The sequence below is a fragment of the Prosthecobacter sp. genome, from assembly GCF_044222565.1.
Classification (GTDB): Bacteria; Verrucomicrobiota; Verrucomicrobiia; order Verrucomicrobiales; family Verrucomicrobiaceae; genus Prosthecobacter.
On record NZ_JBGANA010000001.1, the window covers coordinates 278,143 to 293,071 of the forward strand.

11 protein-coding genes and 2 tRNA genes are annotated in these 14,929 nt (G+C 59.5%); 5 read left to right on the forward strand and 8 right to left on the reverse strand.

The window, feature by feature from the left end; all coding sequences use genetic code 11:
- Window positions 1-4: 4 nt before the first annotated feature.
- The 3 genes from ACILSR_RS01070 to ACILSR_RS01080 all read right to left on the reverse strand — a co-directional run bounded on the left by ACILSR_RS01070 (window position 5) and on the right by ACILSR_RS01080 (window position 1,612).
- Window positions 5-376, reverse strand: a complete 372-nt coding sequence (locus ACILSR_RS01070) for a hypothetical protein (protein ID WP_395747868.1) — start codon at window positions 374-376, stop codon at window positions 5-7.
- A gap of 90 nt (window positions 377-466) precedes the next feature.
- Entirely contained in the window at window positions 467-781 is a 315-nt protein-coding gene (locus ACILSR_RS01075) for a hypothetical protein (RefSeq protein WP_395735972.1), read from the reverse strand.
- Between the two features lie 132 nt (window positions 782-913).
- Window positions 914-1,612, reverse strand: a complete 699-nt coding sequence (locus ACILSR_RS01080) for an RNA polymerase sigma factor (RefSeq protein ID WP_395747869.1) — start codon at window positions 1,610-1,612, stop codon at window positions 914-916.
- A 225-nt stretch (window positions 1,613-1,837) separates the two neighbouring features.
- Here ACILSR_RS01080 and ACILSR_RS01085 point away from each other — a divergent pair, with 225 nt between their 5' ends.
- On the forward strand, window positions 1,838-3,793 hold the full coding sequence (locus ACILSR_RS01085) for a protein kinase domain-containing protein (protein ID WP_395747870.1): 1,956 nt from the start codon (window positions 1,838-1,840) through the stop codon (window positions 3,791-3,793).
- Window positions 3,794-3,826: 33 nt separating this feature from the next.
- On the opposite strand, the gene ACILSR_RS01090 is transcribed toward ACILSR_RS01085, so the two are convergent.
- Window positions 3,827-3,899 (reverse strand) — tRNA-Arg (locus ACILSR_RS01090).
- A gap of 55 nt (window positions 3,900-3,954) precedes the next feature.
- The gene (locus ACILSR_RS01095; protein ID WP_395747871.1) at window positions 3,955-4,698 is read right to left on the reverse strand and encodes an HAD family hydrolase; all 744 of its coding nucleotides are present in this window, start codon (window positions 4,696-4,698) and stop codon (window positions 3,955-3,957) included.
- 118 nt (window positions 4,699-4,816) lie between these two features.
- Between ACILSR_RS01095 and ndk the strand changes: the two genes are divergently transcribed.
- The 3 genes from ndk (at window position 4,817) to ACILSR_RS01110 (ending at window position 6,714) form a co-directional block, all read left to right on the forward strand.
- Window positions 4,817-5,242, forward strand: a complete 426-nt coding sequence (ndk, locus tag ACILSR_RS01100) for a nucleoside-diphosphate kinase (RefSeq protein WP_395747872.1) — start codon at window positions 4,817-4,819, stop codon at window positions 5,240-5,242.
- Between the two features lie 43 nt (window positions 5,243-5,285).
- A tRNA-Leu gene (locus tag ACILSR_RS01105) sits at window positions 5,286-5,370 on the forward strand.
- Window positions 5,371-5,616: 246 nt separating this feature from the next.
- Window positions 5,617-6,714, forward strand: coding sequence for a response regulator (locus ACILSR_RS01110; RefSeq protein ID WP_395747873.1), 1,098 nt, complete (start codon window positions 5,617-5,619; stop codon window positions 6,712-6,714).
- Between the two features lie 9 nt (window positions 6,715-6,723).
- On the opposite strand, the gene ACILSR_RS01115 is transcribed toward ACILSR_RS01110, so the two are convergent.
- Genes ACILSR_RS01115 through ACILSR_RS01125 form a run of 3 tightly spaced genes read right to left on the reverse strand, consistent with a single transcriptional unit; the run spans window position 6,724 to window position 7,630 of the window.
- Window positions 6,724-6,981 carry a DUF5985 family protein gene (locus ACILSR_RS01115; protein WP_395747874.1) on the reverse strand — a complete coding sequence of 86 codons (258 nt, stop codon included), beginning with the start codon at window positions 6,979-6,981 and terminating at the stop codon, window positions 6,724-6,726.
- A gap of 5 nt (window positions 6,982-6,986) precedes the next feature.
- The gene (locus ACILSR_RS01120) at window positions 6,987-7,226 is read right to left on the reverse strand and encodes a DUF5985 family protein (RefSeq protein ID WP_395747875.1); all 240 of its coding nucleotides are present in this window, start codon (window positions 7,224-7,226) and stop codon (window positions 6,987-6,989) included.
- Between the two features lie 17 nt (window positions 7,227-7,243).
- Window positions 7,244-7,630 (reverse strand): hypothetical protein, encoded by a 387-nt coding sequence (locus ACILSR_RS01125; protein WP_395747876.1) that lies wholly within the window; start codon window positions 7,628-7,630, stop codon window positions 7,244-7,246.
- A 311-nt stretch (window positions 7,631-7,941) separates the two neighbouring features.
- Between ACILSR_RS01125 and ACILSR_RS01130 the strand changes: the two genes are divergently transcribed.
- Window positions 7,942-14,919, forward strand: a complete 6,978-nt coding sequence (locus ACILSR_RS01130; RefSeq protein WP_407073031.1) for a HAMP domain-containing protein — start codon at window positions 7,942-7,944, stop codon at window positions 14,917-14,919.
- Window positions 14,920-14,929 lie beyond the last annotated feature (10 nt).

Here is a 14,929-nt window from a genome sequence, read left to right on the forward strand (position 1 = left end):
AGGATTAAATGTGGGGATCTTTGGCGGGATCATCCACCCAGGGAAGGGCGATGGGCTCCACCTTGTTCGGGGAGAAGTAGGGCGCCTTTGCGGCCTTGATTATCAGCCACTCGAAGAGCTCCACATCGTAGGAGGGTGGCTTCCCCTGCTTCAAACCAAAGCAGTAGAGGGAAACCAGCACCAGCGGGATGGAGGCAAACAAAAGGGCCATGGGAATGCTCGAGTCGGGCGAGCTGGCCAGATTGCGAAAAATGAGCATGGCCATCCCAAAGGCGAGCATGAACCACAGGGCATTGGCACCCTCGAAGCCCGCGATTCCCTGCTGGGAGTCGCGACCTTCGTTGGTCTCGTGCAATTTGACGCCTTGCTGCTCCATAAAAATGAGAGGCCGGAATGCAACCGCAGAACTCCGTCCCTGATGGATCACTGTGATCCATCAGGGAGAAGAAGCTCTGAAGTGACGGGGCTAGTTGCCGCTGCCCATGTCGATGGAGTCCACATCGCTGGAACCGCCGGCTGTGGAGAACATGACCTTGGTGATGATGAAGGCGAGACCGCCGATGCCGGCGCCCACCAGTCCATAGAGCACGCGCTCAGTGTTGCCCATCATGAACATGACGGCAGAGAAAAGAAGGCCGCCGAAGGCAAGCACCAGGCCCACAAGGTTGAGGATGTTGATGATACCGCTGAACTTGCTGGTTAAGTCGCTGGAGGAAGCGGCCAAAGGCATCGTAAAGCGCAGGATGTTGGTGCCAAGGGTGGTGATGGCAAGTGCGTTCATTTGAAGTGGATGATGAGTAGTTTGATGTTTTTGGAGTTAAGCTGGCGGACAAGATCGCCGTCTGCTGCCAGTTAGTAACCAAGTGGCGAAAACCTGTGACAGGATTATTTCCAAAGCACCACCCCACAGGGGCTACTCGCGGCTGACCAAGGCATTCCGGAGGGCGGTCAGCTCCTCCTGTACGGACTCCTCGGTAGGGGACGCCAGCGTACCAGCCACCAGCTCCCGCATGATTTCCCGAAAGCGTTTTCTCAGACGTGAGATGGCCTGGCGCACTGCGTCATGGGTCATGCCCAGTCGCACCGCCAGTTCCGCGTCATTGCCTGAACCCGCAAGCGTCGGGTCCAGCCGGGGACGCAGCAGCTGGAACTGCTCTTTCTTACCCGCGTCCTCCTGCTCCCTGGCCAGTTGCTCCACCGTCGCTTCAATGATGCGTAACGCACACATGCGCTGATAGATGGACTCCGGTGTGCGATGGTCTGGCGCCTGAATGGCCAGTTCGTCCTCGGCCTGGGAGGCCTCGATGGAAAGGATCTCCTTCCCGCCGCCGCGCTTCAACGCAGACGACTGCCGCTGCCAGTGCTTGATATGCCTGCCGAAGGCGGTGAGAAGGTAGTTCCGCATCTTGCCCAGGGAGGCGTCTGCGGTGGTGAATAATGCTTTCTCAAGAACGAAGGTAAAAAAGCTCTGCGTGAGATCTTCCGCATCTGCGGGAGAGAGTCCTTGGAAGCGCGCATACGAATAGATCGGCCCCCAATAGATCTTGCACAGCTCATCCAGCGCAAGCCTGCCTGCGCTAAGATTTCCGCCCTCGCGCAATGCGAGAACCATGCTCCACCGTGTGACCGGGAATGAACCATGATGGGTGGGAGGATTTTTTGCCATGTGTCACTTGATCAAAGCATGCTTATACGCAGGCCAAAGTGAATTGAACGAAAAAAAGTCACACCCTGAAGTGAAATTGCATAATCAAAGGCACACTTCAGAGAACGTGTGCATCCCGTCATGGCCACAACCTCAGCGTTGAAAAAATCCTCCTACGAATCCCTCTAAAAGATGAGTTCGACTCCACTTGGGCGCGAAGCCAGTGACCACACTATCAACGATCCGAAGTCTTCTGCGATGCTGGGTTTGAATCCGATCGGCCTGATGGATGGCGTGCTGGGTGGACAGGCCACCGACTGGGAGCCTCCTCTGGCCGAGGATCTGGAGCCCTTCTTTCCCGGCTACACCGGTTTCCGTTTTCTTGATCGCGGTGGAATGGGCGCAGTTTATTCAGCGATGCAAAATTCGCTCGAACGCCGTGTGGCGGTCAAGATCCTGCCTCCTGACCTGAGCCAGGACGAAGTCTTTGTGGACGGTTTCCACCGCGAGGCACGCCTGCTGGCGCGGCTGCAGCATCCGCACATCGTCGCAGTGTATGACTTTGGCCGCAATGAGCAGGGACATCTCTATATTGTGATGGAGTACGTGGAGGGCACGTCTCTGTTTGAAATCATGAAGCAGCAGCCGCTGCCGCTGCCGCGCGCGCTGGAGGTGGTGACACAAGTTTGTGAAGCACTGCAGTTCGCCCATGACAACGGTGTGATCCACCGCGACATCAAGCCCACAAACATCCTGATCGATGCGCGCAACAATGTGCGCGTAGCTGATTTTGGACTGGCCAAACTGGTGCAGACAGAGAGTGTTACGACTACGCAGAGCCGCAGCACGCTGATCATGGGCACACCCGTGTACGCTGCACCGGAACAGCGGAGCAGAAGCGGTGAACTGGATCATCGGGCGGACATCTTCAGCGTCGGTGTGACGTTGTACGAAATGATCACGGGGAGATTTCCAGTGGGCGTGTTTGACCCGCCGTCCAAGGCAGCAGGCAGCCCGCAGATGCTCGACAAAATCATCACCAAATCGCTGCGTGAAAAGCCGGAGGATCGCTACCAGTCTGCGGCTGATCTCAGCCATGCGGTCAAAAAAGCCTCCGACCGCATTACCAAGCCGGCGATTCAGCGGGCCATCGCGCAGAGACCGGTGGTTTCGATGATGACCACGGTGATCATCACTGCGGCGCTCATTTATTTGATCGATGAAGTGAACAGGCAGGTCCTGCAAAAAATCCCGGCCACCAGAGTACAACCGCTGCACAACCTCTCGGTCGTGAAGCTGAATGACACCTTCTCTTTGCTGAACAGCCGCCTGACCTGGCTGCAGGCGCAGAACATGCCCGGTGTGGAGCTGGCCAGCGTGCATTCCGCCGCAGAGATGCAGCAGCTGAAAGACCTCCTCGAAGAGCATGGCATCCGCTCAAGTGTGTGGACGGGTGGCGTGCAGTCAAAGGCCGGCGCGGCGTTTGAGTGGACTGACCACACGCCGTGGGATTTTGAAGACTGGATGCCCGCCAGCCCTGAGCCGCCAGTCGTTGTGACCGAGATCCAGCCCAAAAACACGGGAACGATTCGCAATGGCCGTGGCGATACGCCCGACTGGATCGAGGTGCACAATCCGGGAACCCAGCCCGTGGATCTCACCGGTTGGAAACTCATCCATTATCAAGGTCAAGGCCGGGAATTTTTTGAAGACCGCCTGGGAGCGCAGATGAAGCCTGGTTCCCCTGCCCTGATACTGGCCCCTGGAGAATACCGCGTCATCTTCTGCAGTGAGATCTCTGAAGAGGAGGCGGACCGTCCGCAGATTCATTTTCGGCTGGAAGCACAAAAGGGGCGCATCGGCTGGGCCGACCCGCGCGGACGAGTGATCCAGATGTTCAACAGCACATGGAATGACTTCCCTCCGGACGTATCCATCAGTTCGGATCCCGCCGGCAACAACTGGGGCCAAAGCTCAAAACCCAGTCCCGGTCAGCCCAATCTGCCCACGTTCCGGCCCTTCAAACTCTCCGTGACGCCCAGACCCGAACGCCAGGCCGTCATGATCCTGCCTCAGTTCGAGGGCCGCTGGACCTCCAGCCCGCTGGACCGGATGGCACTCCCCCTGATCCGGACTAAAAAAAGGTAATCCGCCCGGGAGTGGCACATCCAAGAAAAGGTGTGCACCCGGCAGGGATCGAACCTGCGACCAGCCGATTAGAAATCGGCTGCTCTATCCACTGAGCTACGGGTGCATTTTGCCAGACCGGCGCGATCATAAGTCCTTCTGCGGGTTGAGCAAGAGCCGCTTCACTCCGGATGCAGTCCGAACATCTGCAGCAGCACGCGGAACATATCCCCCAGTTTGGTGCTGTAGGGCCGCTTGGGATGGAGAATGGACCAGCCACGCTGGCGACCGATGGCGGCCAGGCTTCGGGAGGGATGCACCAGCACGCCAAAGCCGGCGTACTCCAGCAGGGGCAGGTCCGCCGCGCTGTCGGAGTAGCTCCAGCAGTTGGCGCGTTCTTTTTCAGTCAGTTCAGTCAGGCCGGGCACGGCGGCCTCCATGGCGGCGATCTTGGCTTCGTGCTTGTTGTTGCCAGTCACGAGTCCCGGCATGCCGGGAACCTTTTTCCCGATCTCAAACCGGGTGGCGACGCAATAGTCAAATCCCAGCGCATGGGCGATCTCGTGCGCATAGAAATCAGGGCTGGCGGTATTGAGGACGAGCACGCGGTGCTGGTGCTTGTGGCGCAGCACTTCGGCGCGAAGAGAGGGGTAGGCCCATTTCGGCACGCAGACCTCGGCAAATTCCCGGGCATAATCCGCCAGCCGCTCACGTGGCATGCCGCGCAGATAGCCCAAAAAGGCACGCTTGGCCGTGGCCGTGCTGGCAAGACGGCAGGCTCGGGCCAGGGCCACGGGCACGAACCAGGCGTGCAGAAAGACACGCCAGGGTTCCCGTTTAAGCACGAAATTGCAGAACAGTGCCTGCGTGTCGAATGGCAGCAGTGTGTGATCGAGATCGAAGAAAGCAAAGGAGCGCGCGGGCATGACGCAGGGGTGGGAGCACCGGACCCTAGCGCCGGGCTTTTGATCTGGCAAAACATTCCCAGCCTTGACGGATGCGGCGGAGGGCCGCAGTGTGCGCGCCCTTTCCCCCCAAGAACTCATGGCTCAAGAAACCACCCTCATCCTGCTCAAGCCCGACTGCGTCGCACGCGGCATCAACGGCGAAGTACTCAAGCGTCTCGAAGACGAAGGCTTCCGCATCCGCGGCTGCAAGATGATCCAGCTCACGGACGAGCTGCTGAAGGAGCACTATGCTCACATCGCCGACAAGCCCTTCTTCCCCGACGTGGCAAGCTTCATGAAGAGCAAGCCGGTCATCGCCGTGGCCATCAGCGGAGAGAACATCATCTCCCATGTGCGCGACCTCCTGGGCCCGACAGATTCCAAAGCAGCTCCGAAGGGCACCATCCGCGGTGATTTCGGCTCGGACAAGATGACCAATGTCGTCCACGCATCCGACTCCCCGGAAGCCGCGGCTGTGGAACTGAAGCGCTTTTTCAAGGACGGCGAGATTTTCAGCTATTGAGCCCCGCCTCTTTGAGGCTAGACTCGCGGCGCAGCATTCCCACGCCGCTGTGGTGAAATGGTAAACACAGCAGACTTAAAATCTGCTGGGAGGTAACTCCCTTGCCGGTTCGAGTCCGGCCAGCGGCACCTTGGTGCTCAAATGACGGAGCAATGCAGCACCACAAGATGGCGATTAAGTGCGGTTCACGAATCTCTGCACGGCAAAGCCCGGGAATGGGGATCTTTAGGGATGCCCTAATCAGGGAAACCCTGTCTCATTCCTACTTGTAAATAAAGAATCGCCGGGTTCTTCTTTTTTCGGTTACCAATAACTGAATTTAATACCCGCTTGGAAATCGCAGCACACATTTTCATCTCTCAGGGACCACGTGCATGAACACCCCGCCTCTTGAAACCATCCTCATCGTGGACGACCAGGAAGTGAACCTCCGGGCGGTGGGCAACGTGCTCTCGATGATGCGTTACAACATCCTCCTCGCCAGCAATGCAGGAGAGGCCTTCGACCATCTCGCCAAAGGCACGCCAGACCTGATCCTCCTCGATGTCATGATGCCGGATGTGGACGGGCTGGCCGCGTGTCGGCAGATCAAAAACAACCCTCTATGGGCCGACATTCCAGTGATCTTTCTCTCAGCAGACGATGACAAAAACATCGTGGTGCAGGCGCTGGAGACCGGCGGTGTGGACTACGTGACCAAGCCGTTCAACCGCGCGGAACTCGTCTCCCGCGTACGCACCCAGCTTGCGCTCAAGCAGGCCAGAGACCGTCTTCGTGCCCTGGCGGAGGACAAGGACGAGATCCTGGGAATCCTGGCCCACGACTTGAAAAACAGCCTCGCAGGCATGCGCCTCAGCGCCGGCCTGCTGCAGACGAAAAACAGCGAGCTGCCCCCGAGGTACGTGCCCCTGGTGGACAACATCGTTCATGCCACCGAGCGCATGCTGGCCTTCATGCAGGAGTTCCTGGCAAATCAACGCGCCGAGCAGCTCCACCTCAAGCACGTGCAGATGAATCTCTGCGATGTTGCCTCCCAAGTGGCCGCCAATCAGCAGCCTGCGGCTCAGGCAAAGAAGATCACCCTGACCCTGCAGGTGCCCAAAACGCCGGTGATGGTGGAGGCAGACCCGGAGGGTGTGGCGCAGGCACTTGAAAACCTGGTGTCCAATGCCATCAAGTTTTCCTCTGAAGGAGGAGAGGTGGCGGTCAAGGTGCACCGCCCGATGGCAGGCATGGCAAAATGCCACGTGAGCGACACAGGCCCCGGCTTCACGGAGGAGGACCGCACCAAGCTCTTCAGGCGCTATGGCCGGCTCAGCGCCCAGCCAACCGGAGACGAGCCGTCCACCGGACTGGGCCTTTCCATCGTGAAGCGCCTTGTCGATGTCATGAATGGCAGCATCACGCTGGCGGAGAGCACCGGCAAGGGCGCTGAATTCATCATCGCCCTTCCTGTGGCCACTTCGAAATGATGCGCGGCATCAGGTGCGGCGATTTTTGTCCACCACGGCGATGATGATCAGAACGAAGGAGGCGAGCCGGATCAGGTAAACATACGGCGCCCACTCATTTTCCACGCCCATGACCGCCCGGACGATGCGCTCAATCATCATGAACACAAAAGCGCCGGCAAAAAACAGGAACAAACGATCACGCGTGCGGCTCCAGAAGCGGAGAAAAAACAGGGTGATAACAAAAAGACTGACGATGGCTGCGCCAGCTAAAATGGAGTTGAGCATCATGGCTAGTCGGATTCAAAGATGAGACCGTAGATGAGGACCAGAAGGGCCACCTGGTTGACCCCGCTGCGCCATGGAAGAAGATAGACGTCTGGAAGAACAACAAGATCGAGGATGAGCAGGCCATTGGACACGGCCATGATGGCGAAGCACAGCGCGCTCCAATAAAGGAGACGCTGGCGGCTGCGGCGGTAACCGCGCCACAGAAGCACCGCAGCACCGAGGCTGGTGAGCGTGCACAGCATGTATATGACCGGACCTATCATGGGCTTGGATCGGTGTTTTTGAGTTTAAAGGCGTCGGCAAAACTCTGCGCCGCACTGTTCTGCGGTCTGTAGATGGCCTCAATGATGCGGACGGGTGAGGTTCGGTAGGCCGCATCAAGCCGGTCAATCTGAGAGCTCAATTCGGCATCGCTGCACCCTCGAAAACCGGTTGGAGATTTTTCCACCAGTCCATGCCCCGCCAGCTCGTTAAGCCAGCGCTCGACCGATGCCGGGGTGCTCAGAATCGCATCATAGACCCGCTTGGCCGTCCATGTGCCGCCAGGTTCCCGAGCAATCAGCAGCAATATCTCCAGTTCCTCGATCGACCGAATATATCGGGAAAGAAAAATCCGAATGACTGGTTCAAGATCCTGGTGAGCCACAGATCCCTTCTAGGCCACTTTGGGCGAGCGGTCAAACATACGATAAATCAGGGATACCCTGATTGAATTAAGGCTGACATCACAATCAGGATACGGCCTGATAGCCACTGTGAAGCAAGAGGCTCTAACCTTTACGCTCTACCACCATGGCAAAAACGAAAACGCTCTCACCTGCCGCTCCAGTCAAGCGCGCTTCTGTTTCTCCTTCCAAACGGAATCCTGAATTGTCCAATGGAACTCACAGCACCGGGGAAGACTGGGAGCTGGAACTTCTGGCAGCCATGCTGGCCTTTCGCAAAGGCGACTTCACCATGCGTCTGCCTGAAGGCTGGACAGGTGTGCGTGGAAAGATCGCCGATGCGTTCAATGACGTGCTCGGGATGAGCGAACGCCGCGCGCACGAGGCGGCGTGGGTGGCACGCGTGGTGGGCAAGGAAGGAAGACTGCGCCAGCGCATGTCAGTGACGGGGATGATCGGTGGATGGGCGGACGAAGTGCAGGCGCTGAACACGCTGATGGACGACCTGGTGCGCCCGACCACGGAGGTGACGCGCGCGATCGGTGCCGTGGCCAAGGGCGATCTCGGGCAGTCCATGGCCATCGAAGTGGATGGCCGGCCGCTGGAGGGCGAGTTCCTGCACTCCGCGAAACTGGTGAACCGCATGATCGACCAGCTCTCCGTGTTCACCTCTGAAGTGACACGTGTGGCGCGCGAAGTGGGCACGGAAGGCAAGCTCGGCGGCCAGGCCCAGGTGAAGGGTGTGTCGGGCGTGTGGAAGGACCTCACCGAATCTGTGAATCAGATGGCGGGCAACCTGACAGCACAGGTGCGAAACATCGTGGACGTGACCATTGCGGTGGCTGCCGGTGACTTGTCCAAGAAGATCACGGTGGACGTGCGCGGTGAAATTTTGCAGCTCAAGGAAGCCATCAACACGATGGTGGACCAGCTGCGTTCCTTCGCCTCTGAAGTGACGCGCGTGGCGCGTGAAGTGGGCACGGAAGGACGTCTCGGCGGTCAGGCCGTGGTGCCTGGTGTGGCGGGCACCTGGAAGGACCTTACGGACTCCGTGAACTCCATGGCTTCCAACCTTACGGCGCAGGTGCGTAACATCGCGGCCGTGACGACGGCGGTGGCACGTGGTGACTTGTCCCGTAAAATCACGGTGGACGTGAAGGGTGAAATTCTTGAGCTCAAGGAAACCATCAACACGATGGTGGACCAGCTCAACGCCTTCTCCTCTGAAGTGACGCGCGTCGCGCGCGAAGTGGGTACGGAAGGCAAGCTCGGCGGTCAGGCGGAAGTGTCCGGTGTGGCGGGAACGTGGAAAGACCTGACCGACTCCGTCAACGCCATGGCCTCCAACCTCACCGGCCAGGTGCGAAACATCGCTGACGTGACGACGGCGGTGGCACGCGGTGACTTGTCACGCAAGATCACGGTGGACGTGAAGGGGGAAATTCTCGAACTGAAAAACACCATCAACACGATGGTGGACCGCCTTAACTCCTTCGCCTCGGAAGTGAGCCGCGTGGCCCGCGAAGTGGGCACGGAAGGCAAGCTGGGTGGTCAGGCCGAAGTGGGCGGTGTCGCGGGAACGTGGAAGGATTTGACCGACAACGTGAACTCGATGGCGTCCAACTTGACAGGACAGGTGCGTAACATCGCTGACGTGGCTACGGCCATCGCGAAGGGAGACCTTTCCCGCAAGATCACCGTGGACGTGAAGGGGGAAATTTTGCAGCTCAAGGAAACCATGAACACCATGGTGGACCAGCTCAACGCCTTCGCCTCTGAAGTGAGCCGCGTGGCGCGCGAAGTGGGCACGGAAGGCAAGCTCGGCGGTCAGGCACAGGTGCAGGGTGTGGCCGGAACGTGGAAAGACCTCACCGACAACGTGAACTTCATGGCGAACAACCTGACGGACCAGGTGCGAAACATCGCCGACGTGGCCACGGCCATCGCCTCCGGTGACTTGTCCCGTAAGATCACCGTGGACGTGAAGGGAGAAATTCTCGAACTGAAGAACACCCTCAACACCATGGTGGACCGCCTCAACGCCTTCGCCTCGGAAGTGAGCCGCGTAGCGCGTGAAGTGGGCACGGAAGGCAAGCTCGGTGGCCAGGCAGAAGTGGGAGGCGTCGCTGGAACGTGGAAGGACCTGACCAACAACGTGAACTCCATGGCATCCAACCTCACGGGGCAGGTTCGCAACATCGCGGAAGTGGCGACCGCTGTGGCGAATGGAGACCTTTCCAAAAAGATTACGGTGGACGTGAAAGGAGAAATTCTCGAACTGAAGAACACCCTCAACACCATGGTGGACCAGCTGAACGGTTTCGCCTCGGAAGTGAGCCGTGTGGCGCGCGAAGTGGGTACGGAAGGCAAGCTCGGTGGTCAGGCCCAGGTGCGCGGTGTGGCCGGCACATGGAAGGATTTGACGGACAACGTGAACTCCATGGCGTCCAACCTCACCGGACAGGTGCGTAACATCGCCGACGTGGCAACGGCGATCGCGAAGGGAGACCTTTCCCGCAAGATCACGGTGGACGTGAAGGGGGAAATTTTGCAGCTGAAGGAAACCATGAACACGATGGTGGACCAGCTCAACGCCTTCGCTTCCGAAGTGAGCCGCGTGGCGCGCGAAGTGGGCACGGAAGGCAAGCTCGGCGGCCAGGCCCAGGTGCCTGACGTGGGTGGCACGTGGAAAGACCTCACCGACAACGTGAACTCCATGGCCAACAGCCTCACGGCGCAGGTGCGTAACATCGCCGAAGTGACCACCGCTGTGGCTCGCGGTGACTTGTCCCGCAAGATCACGGTGGACGTGCAGGGGGAAATCTTGGAGCTGAAGGACACGATCAACACGCTGGTTGACCAGCTGAACGCTTTCGCTTCCGAAGTGAGCCGCGTCGCCCGCGAAGTGGGCACTGAAGGCAAGCTCGGCGGTCAGGCACAGGTGTCCGGTGTGGCCGGCACGTGGAAGGATTTGACCGACAACGTGAACTCCATGGCCTCCAACCTCACCTCGCAGGTGCGCAACATTGCGGAAGTGACCATTGCCGTGGCGAACGGTGACTTGTCCAAGCAGATCACGGTGGACGTGCGCGGTGAAATTCTTGAGCTCAAGGAAACCATCAACACCATGGTGGAGCAGCTCCGCTCATTCGCTTCCGAAGTGACGCGCGTGGCGCGTGAAGTGGGCACCGAAGGCAAGCTCGGCGGCCAGGCGCAGGTGCCGGGCGTGGCGGGAACTTGGAAGGGCCTCACGGACAACGTGAACTCGATGGCGTCCAACCTTACAGGTCAGGTGCGCAACATTGCGGACGTGGCGACGGCGATCGCGAAGGGAGACCTTTCCCGAAAGATCACGGTGGACGTGAAGGGGGAAATTCTGGAACTGAAAAACACCGTCAACACGATGGTCGATCAGCTCAATGGCTTTGCCTCGGAAGTGAGCCGGGTGGCACGTGAAGTCGGCACGGAAGGCAAGCTCGGCGGCCAGGCCCAGGTGTCCGGTGTGGCCGGCACGTGGAAGGATTTGACCGACAACGTGAACTCCATGGCCTCCAACCTCACCGGCCAGGTGCGCAACATCGCGGAAGTGACCATCGCCGTGGCGAACGGCGACCTTTCCCGCAAGATCACTGTGGACGTGCGCGGTGAAATTCTTCAGCTCAAGGAAACCATCAACACAATGGTGGAGCAGCTCCGATCATTCGCTTCCGAAGTGACGCGCGTGGCGCGCGAAGTGGGCACCGAAGGCCGTCTCGGGGTGCAGGCTGTGGTGCCCGGTGTGGCGGGCACATGGAAGGATTTGACCGACTCCGTAAATGCCATGGGCACCAACCTGACGGACCAGGTGCGAAACATCGCTGAAGTGACGACCGCCGTGGCTCGTGGTGACTTGTCCCGCAAGATCACGGTGGACGTGAAGGGCGAAATTCTGGAGCTGAAAAACACTATCAACACGATGGTGGACCAGCTGAATGCCTTCTCCTCCGAAGTGACGCGCGTGGCGCGCGAAGTGGGCACGGAAGGCAAGCTCGGCGGCCAGGCCCAGGTGCCGGGCGTGGCGGGAACATGGAAGGATTTGACCGACTCGGTGAACGTGATGGCGGCCAACCTCACCGACCAGGTGCGCGGCATCGTGAAGGTGGTGACAGCCGTGGCGAACGGCAACCTCCGCCAGCGACTTTCCGTGCAAGCCAAGGGCGAGGTGGCCGCGCTTGCCGAGACGATCAATAACATGACCGACACCCTGGCGACCTTTGCCGACCAGGTGACAAACGTCGCACGTGAAGTGGGCGTGGAAGGACGACTGGGCGGCCAGGCAAACGTGCCTGGTGCAGCCGGAACGTGGAAAGACCTGACCGGCAACGTGAACCTCCTTGCCGCCAACCTGACCACGCAGGTCCGTGCCATTGCTGAAGTGGCAACGGCGGTGACGAAAGGTGACCTGACCCGGTCCATTCAGGTGGAAACGCGCGGTGAGGTGGCCGAGCTGAAAGACAACATCAATACGATGATCGACAACCTGCGCGTGACCACGGAGCGCAACAAGGAGCAGGACTGGCTCAAAACGAACCTCGCGAAGTTTACGCGCATGCTGCAGGGCCAGCGCGATCTTTACACCGTGGGTCAGATGCTCCTGTCCGAGCTGGCGCCGCTGGTCGATTCGCAGCAGGGCACAGTTTACCAGCTCACTTCGGGCGACGAAGAAAACCCGCGCCTGCAACGCCTTGCCGCCTACGCGAACGAAAAAGACCTTCCCGAGCAGATCGACATCGGCGACGGTCTCGTCGGCCAGTGCGCCCGTGAAAAACAGCGCGTGCTGCTGACGAACGTCCCCAAAGACTACACCCCGATCCATTCCTCCCTGGGCAGCACCCAGCCCGCAAACGTGGTGGTGCTCCCGGTGTTGTATGAAGGCCAGACCAAGGCGGTGATCGAACTCGCCGCCATGCATCCGTTCACTGACGGGCATCTGAACTTTCTCGAACAGCTTACCCAGTCCATCGGCGTGGTGCTCAACACCATTGAGGCCACGATGCGCACTGAGGGCCTGCTGCAGCAAAGTCAGCAGCTGACGGCGGAACTGCAGTCCGGCCAGAAGGAGCTCCAGCAGACAAACGAAGAGCTGGAGCAGAAGGCGCAGGAACTCGCGGATCAAAACGCCGAAGTGGAGCGCAAGAACAAGGAAATCGAGCAGGCCCGCCGCGCGCTGGAAGAGAAGGCTGCGGAGCTCGCCCTGACCTCGAAGTACAAATCGGAGTTCCTGGCCAACATGTCGCACGAATTGCGCACGCCACTCAATTCCATCCTCATTCTCGGTCAGCAGCTTGGGGAAAACGCGGCGGGAAATCTCAATCCGAAACAGGTGGAGTTTGCCCGCAACATCCACTCCGCCGGTTCCGACCTGCTGAATCTCATCAACGACATTCTCGACCTCTCCAAAATCGAGTCCGGCACCGTGTCGGTGGATGCGGAGGAAATCAGCTTCAACTCCCTGCGGGATTCCGTTGAGCGCAGCTTCCGGCACATCGCGGAAAGCAAGAACCTTCCCTTCATCCTCGAGTTCGATCCCGGCCTGCCGTTTGCCTTCACCAGCGACTCGAAGCGCCTGCAGCAGATCATCAAAAACCTTCTTTCCAATGCCTTCAAGTTTACCGCCTCCGGCCAGGTGAAAATGACGGTCAAGATCGCAGCGGACGGCTGGAGCCCGGATCACCCCAGCCTGAACCGCGGCCCGGTCATTGCCCTGGGCATCACGGACACGGGCATCGGCATCGCCCCTGAAAAGCAGCGCCTCATTTTTGAAGCCTTCCAGCAGGCGGATGCGGGCACCTCGCGAAAATACGGCGGCACTGGGCTGGGCCTCGCCATCTCACGTGAGCTTGCCTCCCTGCTTGGCGGCGAAATCCGCCTGTCCAGCACACCGAACGAAGGCAGCACCTTCACCCTCTATCTGCCGCTCATCTACTTCGGACCGGCTTCGGCCACGCCAGCGTCAGCCAGCCCGCAACGCACGCCCCTGCCGTCATCCATCGCACTCCCGGTCGCTGCCACGCGGGATGAACGAATCGATGACGACCGTTCCAGCGTGGTCCCAGGTGACCTGGCGGCTCTGATTGTTGAGGACGATCCGCATTATGCCCGGGTGCTGCTGGGCCTGGCGCGGGACAAGGGCTTCAAGGGGCTGGTGGCCACCCGCGGCCATGAGGCATTGACCCTCGCACGGCAGTATCAGCCAACTGCGATCACGCTCGATATTTTCCTGCCGGACATGCTCGGCTGGACGGTTTTGAACAACCTCAAGCTCGCCCCGGAAACGCGGCACATCCCGGTGCAGATCATCACCCTCGAGGAGGAGCGCAGCCATGGCCTCTCGCGCGGAGCCTTCTCCTATCTGGTGAAACCTGCGACGACGGAAGACCTGGAAAACGCTTTTGACCGCATCAAGACCTTCGTGGCTCCGCGCACGAAGCGCCTGCTGGTGGTCGAGGACAATGACACGGAGCGCATGAGCATCGTTGAACTTCTCGGTCACGATGACATTGAGATCACCACAGTTGGCAGCGGAGAGGAGGCCTACCAGTCCCTGCTCGACCGCCACTTTGACTGCTGCGTGCTTGATTTGCGCCTGCCGGACATGACGGGCTTCGATCTGCTGGACCGTATTCAGGAGGAACCCAGCCTGCGGGATGTCCCTGTGGTCGTCTTCACGGGCAAGGACCTCTCCTCCGAGGAGGAGACAAGGCTGCGCACCATGGCAAAAAGCATCGTGCTGAAGGACGTCCAGTCCCCCGAGCGACTGCTGGATGAAACGGCGCTGTTCCTGCACCGTGTGATGTCCGACCTGCCGGACACGAAGCAGCAGATGCTCCAGCGCCTGCACAGCACCAATGAGGTGCTGCGCGGCCGCAAGGTCCTCATCGTGGATGATGACGCCCGCAACATCTTCGCCCTCTCCACCGTGCTTGAGAACCAGGAGATGGAGGTCATCAGCGCCACCAACGGCAGGCAGGCCATTGAACTCATCAAATCCAGCGAAGACCTCGCAATGGTGCTGATGGACATCATGATGCCCGAGATGGACGGTTATGAAACCATGCGTGAAATCCGCAAGCAGCCAGAGTTCCGCCACCTGCCCATCCTCGCCCTCACGGCAAAGGCGATGAAGGGCGACCGTGAAAAATGTCTGGAAGCCGGCGCGAGCGACTACATCGCCAAACCGGTGAACACTGATCAGCTTCTCTCCTTGCTGCGCGTCTGGCTGCATCGCTGAGCATCGTCCT

Coding starts and splice junctions, on each gene's coding strand:
- ACILSR_RS01120 (WP_395747875.1), bottom strand. CDS start 7,226: ATGCTGTGCACGCTCACCAGCCTCGGTGCTGCGGTGCTTCTGTGGCGC.
- ACILSR_RS01130 (WP_407073031.1), top strand. CDS start 7,942: ATGCGTCTGCCTGAAGGCTGGACAGGTGTGCGTGGAAAGATCGCCGAT.
- ACILSR_RS01110 (WP_395747873.1), top strand. CDS start 5,617: ATGAACACCCCGCCTCTTGAAACCATCCTCATCGTGGACGACCAGGAA.
- ACILSR_RS01070 (WP_395747868.1), bottom strand. CDS start 376: ATGGAGCAGCAAGGCGTCAAATTGCACGAGACCAACGAAGGTCGCGAC.
- ACILSR_RS01075 (WP_395735972.1), bottom strand. CDS start 781: ATGAACGCACTTGCCATCACCACCCTTGGCACCAACATCCTGCGCTTT.
- ndk (WP_395747872.1), top strand. CDS start 4,817: ATGGCTCAAGAAACCACCCTCATCCTGCTCAAGCCCGACTGCGTCGCA.
- ACILSR_RS01115 (WP_395747874.1), bottom strand. CDS start 6,981: ATGCTCAACTCCATTTTAGCTGGCGCAGCCATCGTCAGTCTTTTTGTT.
- ACILSR_RS01095 (WP_395747871.1), bottom strand. CDS start 4,698: ATGCCCGCGCGCTCCTTTGCTTTCTTCGATCTCGATCACACACTGCTG.
- ACILSR_RS01080 (WP_395747869.1), bottom strand. CDS start 1,612: ATGGTTCTCGCATTGCGCGAGGGCGGAAATCTTAGCGCAGGCAGGCTT.
- ACILSR_RS01085 (WP_395747870.1), top strand. CDS start 1,838: ATGAGTTCGACTCCACTTGGGCGCGAAGCCAGTGACCACACTATCAAC.